The organism is Microbacterium sp. NRRL B-14842 (genome assembly GCF_050470785.1).
On the sequence record NZ_JBFLUM010000001.1, the window covers coordinates 3,154,730 to 3,174,904 of the forward strand.

Here is a 20,175-nt window from a genome sequence, read left to right on the forward strand (position 1 = left end):
CCGAGGGTGCACGCGTGAAGGATCCGCGTCCTGCGGGGGAGGTGCCCGGCACAGCGGTGGCTCGAGGGTGTAGGCAGGGGCTATCCACAAGGACGCGGTCGCGGATTCGCCTGACCGCGGCAGGCACCCCGCGTGGGAAGCTGCGACAAGGTACCCGAGTGAGGTGGGGAGGCTGAGGTTTGCGAGCGCGGGACTGGGCCTCGAGAAATGTGGCGTCGAACCGGACGACGCGAAGAAGCTACGCCGGACCGCCAGGCGCTCTCATCGAGAGGAGGGGCACGAGGTCGGCTCGCGAGCACGCTTCGGTGGAGCGGTAGGGACCCCAGTCGCGTGATTCAGACATCCGTCTCAGCAGGGGACCCCGGTGTCAGCGCTGGGGGCGTCCCTTCGCCTTTCGTCGATGGAGTTGCGCGAAGCCACCGGTGACGAAAGCCGCGTTCAGCGGGCCGTGCTGAAGCCGTCGTTTCACGTGAAACGAACCTCACCGGAGCTGACTGTCCGCGTGTATGCGGAAGTGCGCGGACGGGAAGCACCTCTGCCGCCCGGTCGTGCCTGTGATCCGACGTCGGTCGCTGCGATTAGAGTGGAACGCGGCCCCGAAAGGAGTGGATGTTTCACGTGAAACAGTCCGAGAAGGCATCGTCGAACGAATCGTTCGGGATGGACACCCCCCTCGCGCGAGAAATCGCGGATCTCTCCGTTCGTCGCCGCGCGCTCGAAGCAGTCACCGTGGAGTTCGGGGGAGACACGCGAATCCTGACGGTGTCGAACCAGAAAGGTGGCGTGGGTAAGACCACGAGCGCCGTCAACATCGCTTCGGCATTGGCAGGTCTGGGTGCGAAGGTGCTCGTCATCGACCTGGACCCTCAGGGGAACGCCTCCACGGCGCTCGGGGTGCCACACAATGCCGACACACCGAGCGTCTATGACGTCCTCATCGACGAGTTCCCGCTCGCGGAGATCGTGCAGCCCAGTCCGGAGAGCCCCAATCTCTTCTGTGCGCCGAGCACCATCCACCTCGCGGGTGCCGAGATCGAACTCGTCGCACAGGTCGCCCGGGAGCACCGACTTCGCCGTGCTCTGAAGGACTACCTCGTCGACAACCCTGTCGACTTCGTCATCATCGATTGCCCCCCATCGCTCGGACTCCTCACGATCAACGCGTTCACCGCGGCGAACGAGGTCTTCATCCCGATCCAGTGCGAGTACTACGCCCTGGAAGGCCTGAGCCAGCTGCTCGGCAGCATCCAGATGATCCAGAAGCACCTGAATCCGAGCCTCCATCTCTCGACGATCCTCCTGACTATGTTCGACGGGCGGACGCGTCTGGCGCAGCAGGTTGCGGAGGAAGTGCGCTCGCACTTCCCGTCACAGGTGTTGGACACCGTGATACCGCGGTCCGTACGCGTATCGGAAGCCCCCAGTTTCGGCCAGACGGTCATCGCCTACGACGGTCAGTCCGCCGGAGCGATCGCCTACCGTGAGGCCGCCGTCGAGATCGCGTCGCGACAGACGCAGAGCAAGGAGAAATAATGGCGAAGCGCACTGGACTCGGCCGCGGCATCGGCGCCCTCATCCCGACGGCGGACCAGGCCGAACGTCCTGTCGACGTGTTCTTCCCGGGCGCGAAGATCGCTCCGGCACCCGAGGCTCCCTCCGCGAACGCCGACGCGGCACCCGAGGCTGAGCTCGAGGCGGTGCCCGGGATCCACCTGATCCAGGTCGACCCGCAGGCGATCGTCCCCAACCCCCGCCAGCCGCGCACGCACTTCAACCCGGAGGACCTCGCGGAGCTCGTGCACAGCGTCCGCGAGTTCGGCGTGCTGCAGCCGGTGGTGGTCCGGAAGAACAGCGACGGCGAGTACGAACTCATCATGGGGGAGCGGCGCACGCGGGCTGCCCGCGAGGCCGGACTCGAGTCGATCCCGGCCATCGTCCGGGATACCGCCGATGAGGACCTGCTGCGGGACGCGCTCCTGGAGAACCTCCACCGCTCGGAGCTGAACCCGTTGGAAGAGGCATCGGCCTACCAGCAGCTCCTCGACGATTTCGGCATCACGCAGGAGGAGCTCGCGACGCGCATCGGTCGTTCCCGTCCGCAGATCAGCAACACCATCCGCCTGCTCAAGCTTCCTGTCCCCGTGCAGCAGCGGGTGGCCGCTGGTGTCCTGACCGCCGGACACGCGCGCGCGATCCTGAGCGTGGACTCGCCGGAGGCCATGCAGCGCCTGGCGGACAAGGTCGTCAACGAAGACCTCTCCGTCCGTGCCACGGAAGAGGCGGCCAAGTCCCAGCCCTCCGCAGGGAAGACTCCCAAGCCCACGCCCGGGGCGCGGCGGGCGTACCTGGATGAGGTCGCCGGCAAGCTGGGGGACCGGCTCAACACCCGCGTCCGGATCGCACTGGGCGCTCGGAAAGGCCAGGTCACGATCGATTTCGCTTCGATCCAGGACCTGAACCGCATTCTCGAGGAGCTCGGCGAAGAAGGATACGGCTCCGCGCGCTGACCCCGCCCCTGGTCGGGGGTGACATAGACTCGCGTCATCTTGTCGATGCGAGGGGGATGTCATGTCCAGACCAGCTGATCCAGCGAGTATCAAGCGTCGCGTGATCGCCGTCAGTATTGCGGCGGCTCTGGGCGGATTCCTCTTCGGATTCGACACCGCGGTGATCAACGGTGCTGTCGACGCCCTGGCGGGAGATGTCTCAGGGTTCGACCTCGGCACGGGTCTCAAGGGCTTCGCTGTCTCCTCCGCCCTGATCGGCTGTGCGGTCGGCGCCTGGTTCGCCGGCCCGGTGTCGAACAAGTTCGGACGCATCCCGGTGATGGTTGTCGCCGCGGCGATGTTCTTCGTCTCGGCGATCGGCTCCGGACTCGCGTTCAGCGTCGTCGACCTCATCGTCTGGCGTGTGATCGGCGGACTCGGCGTCGGCGCGGCTTCGGTGATCGCCCCCGCCTACATTGCGGAGGTGTCTCCCGCTGCGATCCGCGGTCGTCTGGGCTCGTTGCAGCAGCTCGCCATCGTCCTCGGCATCTTCGCCGCCCTGCTGTCGGACGCCCTGCTCGCCGGCATCGCGGGGGAGGCCGACCAGCCGCTCTGGGGCCTGACCGCCTGGCGATGGATGTTCATGGTCGCGGCCATCCCCGCGCTCGTCTACGGGTTGATGTCGCTCCGGCTGCCGGAATCCCCGCGCTACCTGGTGCGCAAGGGCGAAGTGAAGCGTGCCGCGGAAGTGCTCCAGACCGTCACGGGGACGATCGACACCGAGGCGAAGATCAAGGAGATCACGGGCACGATCGACACGGAGCGCTCCGAGTCGCTGCGAGATCTGCGAGGCAGCCGTCTCGGCCTCAAGCCGATCGTGTGGGTCGGCATCCTGCTGTCGGTGTTCCAGCAGTTCGTCGGCATCAACGTGATCTTCTACTACTCCACGACACTGTGGCAGTCGGTCGGATTCGACGAGTCCAGCGCTCTCCTGACCTCCGTCATCACCTCTGTGACCAACATCGTCGTCACGATCGTCGCGATCCTGCTCGTCGACCGGATCGGACGCCGGATCATGCTGCTCGTCGGCTCCGTCGGCATGACGGTGACCCTCGGACTCATGGCGCTCGCCTTCTCGTTCGGCACGCTGGATGCCTCGGGCACCGCGACGCTTCCCGACCCGTGGGCGACCGTCGCCCTCGTCTGCGCCAACGGCTTCGTGGTGTTCTTCGGTGCGAGCTGGGGACCGCTCGTGTGGGTCCTCCTGGGCGAGATCTTCCCGAACTCGATCCGTGCCGGTGCCCTGGCCGTGGCCGCCGCGGCGCAGTGGGTGGCGAACTTCTTCATCTCGACGACGTTCCCGGCGTTCGCCGAGATCGGCCTCACCTTCGCGTACGGCTTCTACGCGTTCTTCGCGTTGCTGTCGTTCTTCTTCGTGTTCTTCAAGGTGCCGGAGACCAAGGGCCGCGAGCTCGAGGACATGAGCGAGGATGCGAAGGTGGAGCGCCGACCCCGTCGCGCACGCGCGTAGGCTGGAGGGATGACCGAGTCCGTCCCCCGTCGCGCCAGCCTGGAAGTGCTGCGCGCCGAGGCCTCGGACGAACTCGCCGTCCTCGTCCAGGAGCGCCTGCTCGGCGGTGAGGACCCCTGGGAGTTCATGGAGGAGCTGCCCAGTGTCGACGAACTCGTCGTCTACCTGCTGCGCGCCGACAACATCGCCGCGAACGACGGGGTACGTCCCAACGCCGCGCGGCATTACCGGGTGCTGCGTCAGATCGCCCTGGAGTACCCGGAGCTCACACCAGCCGTCTGGGGACTCCTGGACGAGAAGCAGCGCCATCGTCGCTGGGACCCCCGCATCGCCGACGCCTCCTGACGACCGATGCTCCTCGTTCCCTACGACCCGTCGTGGCCGCAGCGATTCGAGGAGTTCGCGGCATCGATCCGCGCTGCCGGGGCGGACGGCTGGATCGTCGAGCACATCGGATCGACGGCCATTCCCGGGATGAGCGCGAAACCGATCGTCGACCTGGCGGTGCGCGTGCAGACGCGAGGGGAGTTCGACGCGTGCCGGTCCGCCTTGGAGGCGGTGGGATGGCGCACCGGCAGCGGAATTCGCACTCATCCGGTGATGATCATGGAGGCGGCCGGGGAGCGCCTCGCCATCGCACACTTCTTCACGGCAGCCGAATGGGATGACGTGCCACAGCGCCTTCTGCGGGACTGGTTGTGCGCGCACCCGGACGATGCGGAGCGATACGAACGCGTCAAGCACGACGCAGCGCGGGCGGCGGAGGAGCGGAACTCCTCCTACAACGCAGCGAAGACCGCTGTCATCCAGGAGATCGTCGACAGGGCGCGGGCAGCACGCGGGCTCGAGCCGGTGGACGTGTACGACAAGCGCTGATCACCCTAGGCTGGCCGAGCATGCGAGAAGGGCCGCGCCCGGAGGCGCGGCCCTTCTCGTGGTCGTGGGGATCAGCCGAGGAAAGCGGCGAGATCCTGCTCGAGAGCGAACTTCGGCTTGGCGCCGATGATCGTCGTCTTGACCTCTCCGCCCTGGAAGACCTTCATCGCCGGGATCGACGTGATCTGGTACTTCATGGCCAGCTCCGGGTTCTCGTCCACGTTGAGCTTGAGGATGGTGATCTTGTCGGGGTTGTCGGACTGGATCTCGTCCAGCACCGGCGCGACCATACGACACGGACCGCACCACTCGGCCCAGAAGTCCACCAGCACGGGACCATCGGCCTGCAGCACGTCCTGCTCCCAGGTCGCCTGGCTCGTTGCCTTTGCACTCATCAGAGTTCTCCTTGTTCGAGGTTCGCCTGTTGCAACAACGGGCGGGGGGAAAGTGTTCCCGGCCCTGGTCAGGCCGTGATGACCTCGGCGGCCTCGGCCGCGGGGACCTCGACGGACGCGTCCTCGAGGTCGGCGAGGAAGTGCTCGGCGTCGAGAGCCGCGATCGTGCCCGTCCCGGCGGCGGTGATGGCCTGGCGGTAGGTGGGGTCGATCACGTCACCGGCGGCGAAGACACCGGGGACCGACGTCCGCGAGGAGCGTCCGTCGACCCAGATCGTCCCCTCGGGCGTGAGCTCGAGCTTCTCGTGGACGAGGTGCGTGCGCGGGTCGTTGCCGATCGCGATGAACAGGCCGTCGAGAGGGAGGTCGCGCAGCGACCCGTCCTCCGTGGAACGCAGCTGCACGCCGGAGACGGCGGTGTCGCCCAGGATCTCGACGACCTCGCTGTTCCACACGAACTCGATCTTCTCGTTCGCGAAGGCGCGCTCCTGCATGATCTTCGAGGCGCGGAGGGAGTCCTTGCGGTGGATGACGTACACCTTGTCGGCGAATCGGGTGAGGAAGGTCGCCTCCTCCATCGCCGAGTCGCCGCCGCCGACGACCGCGATGGTCTTCTGACGGAAGAAGAAGCCGTCGCAGGTGGCGCACCAGGAGACGCCGAAGCCGGAGAGGCGCTCCTCGCCCTCGATGCCGAGCTTGCGGTAGGCCGAACCGGTGGCGTAGATGATCGTCTTGGCCTCGTGGGTGGCACCCGAACCGAGGGTGACCTTCTTGACGGGACCGGCGACATCGAGCTCCGTGACGTCGTCGTAGAGCACCTCGGTGCCGAACTTCTCGGCCTGCTCCTGGAACTTCGCCATGAGCTCAGGGCCCTGGATGCCCTCCGGGAAGCCGGGGTAGTTCTCCACCTCGGTCGTGTTCATGAGCTCGCCGCCGACCTCGACGGAGCTCGCGATGAGGAGCGGCTCCAGGTTCGCGCGCGCCGCGTAGATGGCAGCCGTGAATCCGGCGGGGCCGGAGCCGATGATGATGACCTGACGCATGTGATCTCCGTTAGAAAGGCGGTGCCGTCGAAAGACGTCCGACTGCTTCAACCCATGGTAACCGCGGGGCATTCCCGCGTCAGCGGCCGGGCAGGAAGCGGCGGACGAGCCCGCCGGCGGCCTTCAGCTCCGGGGCGCGGAAGACCGCGAGGATCGCGACGTAGACGATCACGACGACGAGGCCGACGACGGCGGTCGCCAGGGCGCCGGGGATGACTCCGGACGTGGCCCATCCGGTCGTCCCCCCGATCAGGAGGAACGTTCCCCATCCGGCGAGCCCCGCCGGGATCGCGGCGACCGCGAACAGCGCGAGGGCACGCAGCCAGGACAGGATTCCGATGCCGCCGATCTTGCGATGCAGCAGCCAGGTGGCGACGATCGTCTGCAGCGTGCTGGCGATGGACTGCCCCAGAGCCACGGCGGCGGCCAGCTGCGTGAGGTCGATGACCTCCGCCGACAGCAGGGCGACGGCTCCCAGCGCGGTCACGACGATCAGCGCGCACTGGAAGATCGTGAACCAGAAGGGCGTGCGCGTGTCGTCGTACGCGTAGAAAGTGCGCTGCACGATGAACAGGATCGTGAGGGGGATCAGGCTGACCAGGTAGCAGAGGAGGACGACGGCCGCCCCCTCGGCGTCGGAAGCACTCTCGGTGAAGACACGGGAGGCGGGGATCGCCGCGGCGGCCACCGCGGCGACGGCGGCGACGATGAAGAACAGCAGCGTGCGGATGCTGCGCGAGATGTCTCCGCGAACCTCGTCGTGCCGCCCGGCGGCGGCGTGCTCGCTGATCTGCGTGAAGTACGGGGTCCCGATCGACAGCACGATGACCGAGTAGGGGAGCATGAAGATGAGCCAGGCGTTCGTGGTCACGGCGAGCGAGGCGCCCGACTCCGAGGCGTTGCTGACGATGTTGCCCTGCAGCACCCCGGCGGACAGTGAGGCGAACGCCATCAGGAAGGTCCATCCCGCGAGCTTTCCCACGTTGCCGAGGCCGACGCCCCGCCACTGGAAATCGGGGCGGAGCGAGAGTCCCGTCCGACGCCAGAAAAGCAGCAGGACGAGCGCCTGCACGGCGATGCCGAGGGTCGCCGTGCCGCCGAGCAGGGCGATCATCTCCGGCGTCCAGTCGGCGGAGTCGCGGGACACCGGCGAGAACGCCCATCCCAGGATCAGGAATCCGATGATCGAGACGATGTTGTTGACGACCGGTGCCCAGGTGAACGGCCCGAAGATGCGCCGCGCGTTCAGGGCTTCGCCCAACAGGGCGTACAGACCGTAGAAGAGGATCTGCGGGAGACACCAGTAGGCGAGTGCGGTGGCGAGCGCCTGGGTCGTCGAGGAGAGCCCGCCTGCCACGATCTGCACGAGCCAGGGCGCTGCGATCGTGGCGAGAGCCGTGACGGCGACGAGCACGACCGTCCCGAGGGTGAAGAGCTTCGAGATGAACGCGTTGCCCCCGTCGGCGTCGGCGGTGGCCTTGACGATCTGCGGCACGATCACCGCGGTGAGGATGCCGACGGAGATGAGGGAGAAGACGCTGTTCGGGAGCGTGTTCGCCGCGGCGAAGGCGTCGGCCGGGCCCGACTTGAACGAGCCGATCACCGCCACGAGGACGATACTGCGCAGCAGCCCGGTCACGCGGGAGACCAGGGTGCCCGCGCCGATGATGGCGCTGGCGCGCCCGAGACTAGTCACGCGACTCCTTCGTGGGAGGGGCATCCGGGCCGTCGGGGCGCTCCTGCACCGCGGCTTCCGCTTCCTTCTCCTCGATCAGTTCCTCGACGGCGGCCTCCACGGCCTGCTCCTCGATGGCCTCCCGACGCTTCCGGCGCACCGTGCGCACCACCCCGAGGGCGATGAGGAGCACGGCGAGGCCGCCGAAGACGATGAGACCGATGGTCTCCCATTCCGCGCGCACCGCGACCCGGATGGTCTGCTCCGACTGGATCGGCACTCCGGTCGGGCTGGTGAGGCTGAGGCGCAGGTCGAGCTCGCCGCTGCCGACCCGGGCCGACACCGGCACCTTCGCCCTCGTGGTCGAGCTCGCCTGTACGGCGACGTCGATCACGGGTGTCACTTCGAGGCGCGGATCGGTGGGGGACGCGTACAACCGCACCGTCACCGGCCACGGGAGGTCGTTGCGCACGGCGATGGGGAGATCGGCATTGGCCGTGAGGAGCTGGATGGTGCTGGAGTCGGGGATGCTGACGGCGCCGAGCGTCTCGGTGGTGCGCGCGCGATGGGCCGCGACCTTCTCGGTGAAGGCTTCCGCGGAGGAACCGACCGCGATGGTGCGCAGGATCCGGATCCGCTCCGGGCTCAGCAGCACGAGCGGGTCACTGAGGACGGTCGCGAAAGCGGTGAGGGAGCGCTCATCGGCGAGGAGGTTCGTGAGGTCGGACGCCCGGGTCGCCGCGGCCGTCTCCGGCAGTGTCACCGCGACGGCAGGGGCCGCCCGCACCGCCGAGAGCTCGAAGCCGATGGAGTCCGCGGTGGAGATCGCGTCACGAAGGGCCTCTGCGGGACGACTCTCGTCGCGCTCCAGGCCGATGAGGAGCGGAGCGCCAGGCGCCCGGGCACCGGCGAGGAAGAGCCGCGCTGCCGCCTCTGCCAGCAACCCCTGGCGGGGAGCCGAGGCGGATTCGGTCGCCGCTGCGGAGAGGGCCGCCGACGTGGCCGCGTCGGTGACGAGCAGGTCCTGTCCGCCCGCCGTCGCATGAGCCGCACTCTGACCGCCGACCGTCTCGGACGACACGACCGTCGTGGCGGTGCCCCCCAGGTAGCCGGTGAACGACGCGAGGTCAGCCTGCGTGAGGTCGCTCTCCGGCCAGACGATTCCCGGGACCGCGCCGTCGATCTCCGCGAGCTCGTCGTCGGTGGGAAGCGCGGGCCCGTCGGTCGGCGTCGCCGAGGGGACGGCGGTGGCGGCGGGGGTGTTCGTCGGTGTCACGGCGCGCTGCTGCGGGAAGGCCGCGGGATCGAGCAGCGAGGTCAGCGGCAGCGGCGCCAGCGCCTCGGGCAGACCGGCCTGCGCCTGCACCGTGAGGTCGGCATCGCCGAACTGCAGGGCGAAGCGGGCGTTGGGGAGTTCGTCGAGCCTCTGCAGCCAGTCGCTCGCCGTGGAGGGAGCCGCGGTGCCCAATGCGCGGATCGAGGTGAGGATGGCGGGATCGACCGCGAGCACAGCCGTCGTCCCGGCGACGCCGTCGAGCTGCGCGGTGAGGTCGCCGTCCGGGGCGGTCAGCTCCGTGAGCTCGTCAGCGCTCAGGAGGGCACCGCCGGCCGGGGTGGCGGTGATGGGCACGAGGACGCCGACCGGACTGGTCGGGCTGGAGCTGACCACGAGGACGCTCGTCGCGCTGGTGTCCCAGGTGGTGGTGCGCTCCCCCTCGGCGTCCTCCGTACCGGCATCGCTCAGGGCGGCCCGCAGCGGGTACACCCCCGGTTTCAACGGCTTCAGCGTCTCCTGCGGCACGAACACGGTGGTGGTGGCGGATCCGCCCGCCTCCGCCGGCTTGGTGGCCTCTTCGCCGAGGGAGAGGAAGGAACCGGTGGCCTGTCCCTCGTCCAGCCATTCGGTCACGGCATCGTCGTCGGTCAGTGGGGTGCTCCCGAGCTCGATCTCGACGCGACCCGCGGAGAGCTCCGCCTCGGTCTCGTTCTCGATCGTGACCACGGCCGACGTCGACGTGCCCGGCGCGACGGTGCCGCGCAGACCCGCCGTGACGTGCAGTTCGACACGGTGGTCGTCGTCCGCGGCGGGCTGGTCGGCCGCCATCGCGGGACCGGCGACACCCACCGCACAGACGCCGGCGGCGACCACGAACGCCGCGAGCCGGCGCGCACGCGCGCGGAGGCCCGTCGGGGGAGTGATCGCGGTCATGAAGGTCTTCCTCGAACGCCGGGGAGAGGCGGATCGTGAGTACTGACCCTGCGATTCTAGGAGGCCGGACGGAGGAGAACCCTGAAGACGCGTAGAGTGACGGCCGTGTCCGACACCCCCGCCCCCCGCCCCGACCCGCTCCGCAGCGCTGCGTTCGCCGCGGATCTCGATGCCGCCGATCTCCGATCCGAGCCGCTGCGACGTCTCTGGGGCGAGGAGGCGGATGATGCACTCGCCCGTGGTCTGCGCGAGCCCATCCTTCGGGCGATCGCCGAGGATGAGGGGGTCCTCGCGACCCTCGGACGCCTCCTGGTGCTCGGTCTTCCCCAGCCGCGCGCGGCCGTGGAGCGCGCACTGCCGACGCTCGGCGTGGACGGGCTGGAGGCTCTGGGGCTGGCGACGACCGACGCCGACACCGTGACGCCGAGCGCGCTGCTGCGCCCGCAGTCGTTCGTCGACGAGGACGGAGTCGGGGAATGGTGGATCGCCAGCGACCTGGACGAGGTCGCCCTCGACGGCCCGCTGCCCGCCGACCACGTCCTCGGTGTGGGCGGAGCCTCCCGCACGCTCGCTGAGACGGTCGTCCCGCTCGCGGTGGATCGTGCCCTCGACCTCGGCACGGGCTGCGGCATCCAGGCGCTCCTCGTGGCACGACGCGCCGGCCGGGTCGTGGCCACCGACGTCTCCCGCCGCGCCCTCGCCTACGCCGCGCTGAACGCACAACTGAACGGGGTCACGAACATCGAGTTCCGTCACGGGAGCATGTTCGAGCCGGTCGCCGGGGAGGCGTTCGACCTCATCGTCTCGAACCCGCCGTTCGTGATCACCCCGCGCACGGCGGGGGTGCCCGCCTACGAGTATCGCGACGGCGGTCTGGTCGGCGACGCACTGGTCGAGCAGTTCGTCCGCACGGCACCGGCGCACCTCACCCCGGACGGCATCGCGCAGCTGCTGGGCAACTGGGAGTCGCGGACGGGCATCACCGGCCTCGCGCGGCTGGACGCGTGGGTGCCCGCTGACCTCGACCTGTGGGTCGTGGAGCGGGAGGAGCTGTCCCCTCTCGCCTATGCCGAGCTGTGGATCAGGGACGGCGGCATCACGCCGCGCGATGCCGCCTTCACTCCGCTGCTGACCGCGTGGCTCGACGACTTCGCGGCGCGCGGCGTGACCGCGATCGGCTTCGGCTATGTGCTGCTCCGCCGGGGGCAGGGGGAGCCGCTGCGGCGATCGGAGCGGGTGACGCAGCCCGTGGCGAACGTGGGCGCGGCGCTCGGCCTCGGGCTCGCGGCCCACGATGCGCTCGCCGCAGGGCTGCCCGACACCCTCGTCGTGGCTCCGGACGTCACCGAGGCGCGCCACCTTCTCCCCGGTAACGACGACCCGAGCGTGATCGAGCTGCGTCAGGGCGGCGGGTTCGCGCGCACCGTCGCGGTGGACCCCGCGCTTGCCGGCTTCGTCGGCGCGTGCGACGGCGAGCTCCAGGTGCTGCAGATCGCCCCCGCCCTCGCGGACCTCTTCGAGGTGCCGTTCGCGCAGCTGTGGGCGGAGCTCGAGCCGCGCATCCGCGGGCTCGTCCTCGACGGCTTCCTGCTCCCGGGGGAATAGTCCCGGCTTCCATGCGTTCGAATACACCATGAAGGCTTTCGGATTCCTCTCGTTCGGTCACTACGCCGACGTGCCCGGCTCGGCCACCCGCACGGCGGGCGACATGCTGAAGCAGACCATCGAGATCGCGGAGGGCGCCGACGAGCTCGGCGTCAACGGCGCCTACGTCCGCGTGCACCACTGGGCACGCCAGGCGGCGTCCCCGATGCCGCTGCTGACGGCCATGGCCGCGCGCACCGAGCGCATCGAGGTCGGCACCGGCGTGATCGACATGCGGTACGAGAACCCGTTCCAGTTCGCCGAGGAGGCGGCCGCACTCGACCTCATCGCCGACGGCCGTATCGCGCTCGGCGTGAGCCGCGGGTCTCCCGAGACGGCGCTGCGCGGCTACGAGACCTTCGGCTTCCGCGACGAGGAGGACCCGGAGCGCGGCAGCGTGCTCGCACGGGAGAAGTTCGAGATCTTCCTCCGCGCCATCGACGGCGAGCGACTCGCTCCCGGCGACCCCCGGATGGTGGGTGCGGGACAGTACCTCGCGATCGAGCCGCAGTCCTCCACGCTGCGCGACCACATCTGGTGGGGCTCGGGTTCGCGCGCGACGGCCGAGGAGACCGGCCGCAAGGGACTCAACATGATGAGCTCGACGCTCGTGACGGAGGCCACCGGTCAGCCCTTCCACGAGCTGCAGCGCGAGCAGATCGAGCTCTTCCGCTCCGCCTACCGTGAGGCCGGCCACACCGGGACGCCTCGCGTGTCGGTCAGCCGCAGCGTGTTCCCGCTCGTGTCGGACATGGACCGCGCCTACTTCGGGCTGCGCAGCGAGGAGAACGGCGACCAGATCGGCATCATCGACGGGTTCCGCTCCACGTTCGGCAAGACCTACGCCGCGGAGCCCGATGTGCTCATCGAGCAGCTCCGGCAGGACGAGGCCGTCATGGCCGCGGACACCCTCATGCTGACGATCCCGAACCAGCTCGGGCCGGAGTACAACCTCCACGTGCTCGAGGCGTTCGCGGAGCACGTGGCGCCGGCCCTCGGGTGGAAGCCCAACACGGAGGGTCCGGTCCAGGGCGACCCCGTGGTCTGATCCGGCATGGCGGTCCGACCGATAGTGTCGGAGGCATGTCCGCAGGCAGTTCCCCCCTCACCATCCGGCCGTGCCGGGGGGAAGAGGAGTACGCGGAACTCGTCGAGATCTGGCGCAGCGCCGTTCGCGCCACCCATGACTTCCTGGAGGAGACCGACTTCGCCCGGATCGAATCGCACCTCGCGTCCGATTACTTCCCCGCGGTGACCCTCACCGTCGCCGAGCAGGACGGGGTTCCGGTCGGGTTCGCCGGCGTCCACGACGACGGGCTGGAGATGCTGTTCGTCTCCGATGCCGTTCGCGGACGCGGTGTGGGCTCTGCCCTGCTCGCCGAGGTCGTCGTCCACCAGGGCGTGGCCAGGGTCGATGTGAACGAGGACAACCCGGGCGCGCGCGGGTTCTACCGCAGCCGAGGCTTCGTGGAGGTGGGCCGGAGCGCGCTCGACGGTGACGGTCGTCCCTATCCGATCATCCACATGGCGCTTTCGGACGGGCCTGATCCGCGGGAGTCCGGTACGGCGGTCCGCTCTTGACAGCGGCCGCGGAACGCCCGACGCTGGGGACGGCGCGCCGACCGGTGCCCGTCCCCACCGCTTCGGAGGCACCATGACCCGCGTGCGCGTCGACCTCAACATCACTCTTGACGGCTTCGCCACGACGACCGATCAGACCCCGGAGAACCCGTTCGGTGAGGACTGGGGACGACTTACCGCCGCCTACACCGCGACCCGCACCTTCCAGGAGCGCGTCTTCCACGACACCAGCGGCGCCGGCACGACCGGGGTGGACGAGAAGTACGCGGCACAGTACTTCCAGGGCATCGGTGCCGAGATCATGGGCGCCGGGATGTTCGGCCTCCACGCGAACCCGGACGACCCGGACTGGCGCGGCTGGTGGGGTGAGGAGCCGCCGTTCGAGGTTCCGGTGTTCGTCCTCACCCACACCCCGCGCCCGCCGATCGAGTTCGCGAACGGCACGAGCTTCCGCTTCCTGACCGCGACCCCCGAGGAGGCGCTGCGGGAGGCCGTGGCGGTGGCCGGAGGGCGTGACGTCCGTGTCGGCGGCGGGGCGACCACGGTCCGGGAGTTCCTGCGCGCGGGGCTCGTCGACGACCTGCACGTGGGCATCACCCCGATCCTCACCGGCAGCGGGATCCGACTGTGGGACGACCTGCGCGGCCTCGAGGCCGGCTATCGCGTGACCTCCGAGGTCGCGGAGTCCGGCGTGACCCACATCACGTTCTCCCGCGGGGCCTGAGGCCCCGGCGCGCGGTCGCAGATTCGCACCGAGGTCGCACGGATTGCCGGGAGAACCTGCGACCTCGTGCGGAAGTGCGGCTGCGCCCAGGAGAGTCGCGGCATCGGTCTGGAAGGATCGGGGCGTGCATTCCGCGCTCGCTCCCTCCGAAACCGTCCCGTTCTGGGGGCGCCGCTCCGTGGTGCTCTCGGTGTTCCTCATCCCGCTGGCTCTGGCGCTCCTGCTGTTCACCGTCGAATCCGGCCCCGTCTTCCTCCTGTGCCTCGTGGCCGTCCTCCCCGCGGCGGCGGTGACGATGTTCGCCGCGCGCTGGGTCGCTCCGCGGGTCTCGCGCTCCTGGACGTCCTCCCTGCTGGCGCCGGCCTGGGGCGCCGGTGCCGCGGTGCTCATCGCCACCGGGCTCGGCGCGTGGTCTTCCGAGCAGGCGCTGTACGTCGACGATCAGGGCATCCTGCGCGAGGCGATCCCCTCGACGTGGGTGCTGACGCCCATCGTGGAGGAGCTCGGGAAGGGTCTCGGGGTGCTGCTCATCCTCGTGCTCGCCCGGCGCGTCGGGCGCCGCGGCGTACTCTTCGGCGCGATGGCCGGGGCGCTGGTCGGCGTGGGCTTCGCGGCGGTGGAGGACGCCTCCGCCATCGCGGCTGACATCGCGGCGAACGATGTCGGCTACGGCGTGGTGACGTGGATCGTCCGCACGCTCACCTTCCCCACGCATGCCGCTCTCACCGTCTGGACCGGGGCGGCGCTCGGCCTCGCGTTGGATGCCCGTCGCGCCTGGTCCCACCCGCTCGTCGCTCTCGCCGGACTCACGGTGGCCATCGGAGCCCACGCCGCGATCAACTACGGGAACCTCGCCGGCGCCACCGATCAGGCCTCGTTCTTCACAGCCTTGGGCACGGCACTTGGTTGGATCGCGGTGTCGACGGTCCTCGCCGTGACCCTCCGCCTCGTGCTGACCCGCCGCGGAGCCTGAGCCCTCGTGGATCGCGTGCACAGGTTCGGAGATCTCGACCGACACGCCGACGTGGGGGGCTGAACGACGGCGAGTCGAGCCCCGGCTCCGAAGCTGTGCCCGGACGGGCGGCGGCGTCGTGGGGTGCTTCAGATGTCGCTGAAGTCGTTGCCACCGGTGCTGAGGCGGCTCACGATGTCGCCGGTCATCGTGAGGTCGACGTACTCCACACCGATCTCGCCGGGGTTCACGAGCGAGGAGGTGCCGGGGACTTCCCGCACGCCGATGCTCAGGTAGTCGGCGACGCCATCGCCGTCCTCATCCCACCCGTCCACGGCCCCTGCGGCCATCGCCTCAGCGCGCGTCGAGCCGATGCCGATACCCTCCGGAGTCCGGACGATCACTCCCGGCGCGTCTGCCGACACGACGAGGTCGATGCGGGTGTCGCGGACCGTGGCCTTCGTTCCCGGCCAGTCGTAGCCGGCGTACACGGCGCCGTACGGACCCTCCACGGGTGCCTCCGTCGGCGCCGCTCCGAACGCATCGGTGAGGGCGGCGAGGGCGCCGTCGGCGTCGTCGTACGCGAGGACCGGGCCGTCATCGATTGAAAGGCCATCAACCGAGATCTCGACGACACGGTCCGCGGGCGTCGCGGGGGGAGAGGCGATAATCGACGGCGACGGCGACGGCGACGGCACTGGTCCACCGCCCTCCGTGCTCTCGGGCGCGCAGGCGGTGAGGGCGAAGCCCAGGAGTGCAGCTGCGGTGGAAGCGATCACGAGCCGAGAGGGGTGGGGCATGGCTTGAGCCTAGAGTGAACGCGGGATCGGCCAGCGGACGGAGGCTGAACCGTTATCGGTGGGGGATCCGTGCGCGAAGAGCGGGCGCCGCCCGGGGAGCACCCCGGGCGACGCCCGCTGACGGGCTACGCCGTTTCGATCGTCTCCACCGTGGCATCCCGGCGGCGGCGACGCAGGGCGAACAGGCCGAGGCCGGCGGCGAGCAGCACGACCGCGCCGATGACGAACGGCGTGCTGTCGGCACCGGTCGTCGCGAGGTCGCCGTTGGTCGCGCCACCCGAGTCGCTCTCACCGGGGACGATCGCTCCGCCACCGGCCGCCGCGGTCACGGTCAGGGAGGCCGTCACCTCCGAGCCGTCGGGGAGGATCACGGCGAGCGTGTGCGCACCCGCCGGGGTGCCCGCCGGGATGGTGACGGTGCGCGCGAACGTGCCGTCCGCCGCGACCGTGACCGTACCGAGCGAGACCGGGTCGGACCGCAGCTCGAGCGCGAGCTCGGCGCCCTCCGCGAAGCCGCTGCCCGACACGGCGAGCGTGCCGCCGGCGGTGACCGAGGACGCGCCCAGCTCGACGGTCGCGGGCTTCTCGGGCTCCGGCTCCTCCGTGACCGGTGGGGTGACGCCGGCCTCGGTCACCCACTTCTCGCCCGCGTCGGACTTGGTCACGGTGAACGTGTCGTAGACCGCGCCGACGGGGAGGTCGGTCGTGGCGTCCGGCTGCTTCTCGGCGAGGTACGACCGGTAGACGAGCTGGTTCTTCGAGACATCGATCACCTGGTAGGTCGTCACGCCCTGACCGCGCAGCACCTGGGTCGCGCCGTTGTTGGTCCAGACGTTCTTCTCGGGCGTCTCCAGGTCGTAGTGCTTGGCGCCGGAGTTCGACACGACGTACACAGGACCCGTGGTCAGACCGGGAGTGTCCGTGGCGTCCGTGTTCACGAAACCGCGGGCATACGTGTGGTCGTGGCCCATGAGCACGAGGTCGATGTCGTTGCGCTGGAAGACGGGCAGCCACTCGGCACGGAGCACCGGCTCGTCACGACCGGCCGACGCCGAGAACACCGGCTGGTGGAACGTGACGACGTTCCACTTCGACGGGCTGTTCTGCAGCAGCAGGTCGAGCCACGCCGCCTGGAAGCGCGTCCACAGCGTGCCGATCTGCGACGACGGGCATTCCGCGCCCGTGCAGGACGGGAGCCCGGCCGGCGTGAGGAAGGTCGTGTCGCGCGTCGCGTTCAAGGTGATGAAACGGACGCCCTGGTAGTCGGTGTAGTACGCGGTCTCTGCGGCGAACGAGCTCCAGTGGTCGAAGAACGCGCGGTACTGCTGCGCCACCTCTGAGTCGCCCTTCGCCAGGTTCGCGAGTTCCCCGATCGAGCTCGTGGACGGGTTGTTGTGCGGGTACTCGAACGCGGCCTTCCAGGCGGTGAGGAGTTTGTCCCCCGAGTACTCGTGGTTGCCGGGGGCGGCCATCACGTTGGTGCGCACGGCGGAATCCTCCATGCCCTTGAACCAGTTCAGCCACTCGTTCTCGTTGCTGGACGTGTTGATGAGGTCTCCGGCGTGCACGGAGCCGATCGATCGCGGGGCGTGGGCCTCTGCCTGCTTCACGACGCTCGGCCAGGTGGTGTCGAGACCGATCTGGGCGTCGCCGTAGTAGATGAACTGGAAGTCGCTCGCCTTCGGGTCCGCGGTGCGGAACTCGTGCCAGTCGCTCCAGCTGCCGGGGAGGCCGACACGGTAACGGTACGCGGTGGCCGGGGTGAGGTCGGTGACCGTGGCCGAGAAGTGCTTGTTCGGGTTGCCGTTCACCACTCCGGCGCCATAGGCGTCGACCGTCCGGGTGGCCCCACCTGCTGCGGGGCCGATCTCGACCTGACCTGCCGTGTGCGACGCGTCGCCCGCGAGCCAGGAGAACGACTGCGACACCTCCGGCTTCTCGGTCGGGGTGAGGATGACGCGGGTCGGCGGGGCGACGACGGGAGTGCCGGGGTCGGAGGCCTTCACGAGGGTCAGCGACGACATGTCGAAGTAGATGTCGGAGCTCGACGCGCGGTCCTGGAACAGCGACACGGCGATGGTGTTCGTGCCGTCGCGGAGCAGGTCGCCCTCGGCGCTGAACGTGCTGGTCAGGGGGTCGCCGTTGGAGTCTCCGGCGTACTCGACGTTGGTGGTGTCGGTGATGCGGCCGTCGACGTAGCGGGCGACCTCCTCGCCGTTGATCCACACGATGATCGCGTCGTCGAAGGTGACGGTGCTCTGCAGAGCGGCGACCTGCTCGGCGACGCCGGCCTCCAGCTCGAAGGTCGTGCGGAAGAAGTACGTCGGCACCGTCGGTGCCTTCACCCCGTCGAGGTAGTGGTTGAGGAGTGTCTTCGGGGTCTGCGGTCCCACCGGCGCGAGGGCGCCGTTCTTGGCACCGAAGCTGCCCGGTGCGGTCTTCCAGGCGCTGTCGTCGTACGCGGGCAGGGTCCAGTCGCGCAGCGCGGCCGGGGCGGGCGACGGGTCCGAGCCGTCGTCGAGGTAGCGCCAGGGAGTGTCGCCGGTGAGGAGCGATCCGGTCGGCACCTCGGGATCAGGTGCGGCGAGGGCCGCGGGGGCGACGACGGCGCCGCCGAGCACGGCGAGCAGCGCGACGGACGTCAGTCCGCGACGCCGCCACCGCACCGCAGGGGTGGGGGAGGTCATGTCTGTCCTTCGTGGGTGGGTGTCCGTGCTCAGCCGCACGGGGCGCCCCCAGCCCAGCGGAGCCGGATGACCGGGGTCTGACATCAAGACGACGGGGAGGTGAACGCGGGCGCGTCAGGGGGCGGCCGGTACGCTGGAACCCATGCTCAACATGGCCGACGGCCTCGCGCGTCTCGGCGCGCTCGCCGAGAATCCCGTCGTCCGTACCCTCGCGGAGGCCTTCGACGCCGCCGGTTTCGAGCTCGCCGTCGTGGGCGGTCCGGTGCGCGATGCGCTGCTCGGCCGGGAGACGCACGACCTCGACTTCACGACGAGTGCGTCGCCGGACGAGATCCTCGCGATCGTGAAGCCGGTGGCCTCCGCGCACTGGGACATCGGTCGCGCCTTCGGGACCATCGGCGCCCGGCTGCGCGGCGAGCAGGTCGAGATCACGACCTATCGGGCGGACAGCTACGACGGCGTGACGCGCAAGCCGACGGTGGAGTTCGGCGACTCGATCGATGGCGACCTCGTCCGCCGCGACTTCACGGTCAACGCGATGGCCCTCCAGGTGCCCGCGGTGAAGCTCGTCGATCCGACCGGCGGGGTCGAGGACCTCGTGGCGGGGGTACTGCGGACGCCGACGGATCCTCGGGTGTCGTTCGGCGACGACCCGCTCCGGATGCTGCGGGCCGCCCGGTTCAGCGCGCAGCTCGGCTTCACGGTGGAGGAGGACACGGAGCGGGCGATCACCGAGCTCCGCGAGACGCTGAAGATCGTGAGCCCCGAGCGCGTGCAATCCGAGCTCGTGCGCCTCATGCAGACCGACGACCCCGTCCGCGGCATCCGGGTGCTGGTGGAGACCGGACTCATCGACGAGTTCCTCCCCGAGGTGAGCGCTCTCAAGCTCGAGGTCGACGAGCACCACCACCACAAGGACGTCTACGAGCACTCCCTCACGGTGCTCAGCCAGGCCATCGCGCTCGAGCATGCCCGGAACCCCGGGGCGGCACCGGACGTGCCGCTGCGGATCGCGGCTCTGCTCCACGACATCGGCAAACCCCGCACGCGCAAGCTCGAGCCGGGCGGTGCGGTGACCTTCCACCATCACGACGTCGTCGGCGCGCGCATGGCTCGCAAGCGGCTGCAGGCGCTGCGCTTCGACACCGCGACCACCGATGCCGTCGCGACCCTGATCGAGCTGCATCTTCGGTTCTTCGGCTATGCGGAGGGGGCGTGGACGGATGCCGCCGTGCGCCGCTACGTCCGCGATGCCGGGGACCTGCTGGAGCGGCTGCACATCCTCACGCGCGCCGACGTCACCACGCGGAACAAGCGCAAGGCCGCCCGGCTCGCCGCCGCCTACGACGACATCGAGTCACGGATCGCGGCGCTCCGGGAGCAGGAGGAGCTCGACGCGATCCGTCCGGAACTCGACGGCAACCGCATCCAGGAGGTCCTCGGCATCAAGCCGGGCCGGGAGGTCGGCGAGGCGTACCGGTTCCTCCTCGATCTGCGCCTCGACGAGGGTGTGCTGGGCGAGGCCGTCGCGGAGCAGCGTCTCCGGGAGTGGTGGGCGTCGCGCGGTTGACT

17 protein-coding genes are annotated in these 20,175 nt (G+C 69.7%); 11 read left to right on the top strand and 6 right to left on the bottom strand.

Annotated elements, in window-relative coordinates; translation table 11 throughout:
• Positions 1-609 precede the first annotated feature (609 nt).
• The 5 genes from AB1285_RS15375 (at position 610) to AB1285_RS15395 (ending at position 4,893) form a co-directional block, all read left to right on the top strand.
• Entirely contained in the window at positions 610-1,533 is a 924-nt protein-coding gene (locus AB1285_RS15375; RefSeq protein WP_232089132.1) for a ParA family protein, read from the top strand.
• Positions 1,533-2,507, top strand: coding sequence for a ParB/RepB/Spo0J family partition protein (locus tag AB1285_RS15380; protein ID WP_187662781.1), 975 nt, complete (start codon positions 1,533-1,535; stop codon positions 2,505-2,507). Before AB1285_RS15375 ends, AB1285_RS15380 begins: the two co-directional genes overlap by 1 nt.
• Before the next feature lie 61 nt (positions 2,508-2,568).
• Positions 2,569-4,017 carry a sugar porter family MFS transporter gene (locus AB1285_RS15385; RefSeq protein ID WP_187662780.1) on the top strand — a complete coding sequence of 483 codons (1,449 nt, stop codon included), beginning with the start codon at positions 2,569-2,571 and terminating at the stop codon, positions 4,015-4,017.
• A gap of 9 nt (positions 4,018-4,026) precedes the next feature.
• Positions 4,027-4,362 (top strand): hypothetical protein, encoded by a 336-nt coding sequence (locus AB1285_RS15390; protein WP_025102860.1) that lies wholly within the window; start codon positions 4,027-4,029, stop codon positions 4,360-4,362.
• Positions 4,363-4,368: 6 nt separating this feature from the next.
• Complete coding sequence (locus tag AB1285_RS15395) at positions 4,369-4,893, top strand: GrpB family protein (RefSeq protein ID WP_370428211.1); 525 nt, start codon at positions 4,369-4,371, stop codon at positions 4,891-4,893.
• Positions 4,894-4,964: 71 nt separating this feature from the next.
• On the opposite strand, the gene trxA is transcribed toward AB1285_RS15395, so the two are convergent.
• From trxA to AB1285_RS15415, 4 genes are all read right to left on the bottom strand, one after another.
• Complete coding sequence (trxA, locus tag AB1285_RS15400; protein ID WP_025102859.1) at positions 4,965-5,288, bottom strand: thioredoxin; 324 nt, start codon at positions 5,286-5,288, stop codon at positions 4,965-4,967.
• Positions 5,289-5,356: 68 nt separating this feature from the next.
• The gene (gene trxB / locus AB1285_RS15405) at positions 5,357-6,331 is read right to left on the bottom strand and encodes a thioredoxin-disulfide reductase (protein ID WP_280567630.1); all 975 of its coding nucleotides are present in this window, start codon (positions 6,329-6,331) and stop codon (positions 5,357-5,359) included.
• A gap of 79 nt (positions 6,332-6,410) precedes the next feature.
• Positions 6,411-8,027: a murein biosynthesis integral membrane protein MurJ gene (gene murJ / locus AB1285_RS15410; RefSeq protein ID WP_259953744.1), complete on the bottom strand. Its 1,617-nt coding sequence runs from the start codon at positions 8,025-8,027 to the stop codon at positions 6,411-6,413.
• Complete coding sequence (locus AB1285_RS15415) at positions 8,020-10,215, bottom strand: DUF6049 family protein (RefSeq protein WP_370428212.1); 2,196 nt, start codon at positions 10,213-10,215, stop codon at positions 8,020-8,022. Before AB1285_RS15415 ends, murJ begins: the two co-directional genes overlap by 8 nt.
• Before the next feature lie 96 nt (positions 10,216-10,311).
• Between AB1285_RS15415 and AB1285_RS15420 the strand changes: the two genes are divergently transcribed.
• The 5 genes from AB1285_RS15420 to AB1285_RS15440 all read left to right on the top strand — a co-directional run bounded on the left by AB1285_RS15420 (position 10,312) and on the right by AB1285_RS15440 (position 15,137).
• Positions 10,312-11,820 carry a class I SAM-dependent methyltransferase gene (locus AB1285_RS15420; protein WP_370428213.1) on the top strand — a complete coding sequence of 503 codons (1,509 nt, stop codon included), beginning with the start codon at positions 10,312-10,314 and terminating at the stop codon, positions 11,818-11,820.
• 28 nt (positions 11,821-11,848) lie between these two features.
• A complete protein-coding gene (locus AB1285_RS15425) occupies positions 11,849-12,907 on the top strand; it encodes an LLM class flavin-dependent oxidoreductase (RefSeq protein WP_187662773.1) in 1,059 nt (352 codons plus the stop codon).
• Positions 12,908-12,942: 35 nt separating this feature from the next.
• Complete coding sequence (locus AB1285_RS15430) at positions 12,943-13,440, top strand: GNAT family N-acetyltransferase (protein WP_370428214.1); 498 nt, start codon at positions 12,943-12,945, stop codon at positions 13,438-13,440.
• A gap of 73 nt (positions 13,441-13,513) precedes the next feature.
• A complete protein-coding gene (locus AB1285_RS15435; protein ID WP_268777846.1) occupies positions 13,514-14,164 on the top strand; it encodes a dihydrofolate reductase family protein in 651 nt (216 codons plus the stop codon).
• Positions 14,165-14,288: 124 nt separating this feature from the next.
• The gene (locus AB1285_RS15440) at positions 14,289-15,137 is read left to right on the top strand and encodes a PrsW family glutamic-type intramembrane protease (RefSeq protein ID WP_370428215.1); all 849 of its coding nucleotides are present in this window, start codon (positions 14,289-14,291) and stop codon (positions 15,135-15,137) included.
• Positions 15,138-15,265: 128 nt separating this feature from the next.
• Here AB1285_RS15440 and AB1285_RS15445 read toward each other — a convergent pair whose 3' ends face one another.
• Both AB1285_RS15445 and AB1285_RS15450 read right to left on the bottom strand, forming a co-directional pair.
• Positions 15,266-15,916, bottom strand: a complete 651-nt coding sequence (locus AB1285_RS15445; RefSeq protein WP_370428216.1) for a hypothetical protein — start codon at positions 15,914-15,916, stop codon at positions 15,266-15,268.
• 125 nt (positions 15,917-16,041) lie between these two features.
• Positions 16,042-18,603, bottom strand: coding sequence for a fibronectin type III domain-containing protein (locus tag AB1285_RS15450; RefSeq protein ID WP_370428217.1), 2,562 nt, complete (start codon positions 18,601-18,603; stop codon positions 16,042-16,044).
• Positions 18,604-18,745: 142 nt separating this feature from the next.
• Between AB1285_RS15450 and AB1285_RS15455 the strand changes: the two genes are divergently transcribed.
• A complete protein-coding gene (locus AB1285_RS15455) occupies positions 18,746-20,173 on the top strand; it encodes a CCA tRNA nucleotidyltransferase (RefSeq protein ID WP_370428218.1) in 1,428 nt (475 codons plus the stop codon).
• Positions 20,174-20,175 lie beyond the last annotated feature (2 nt).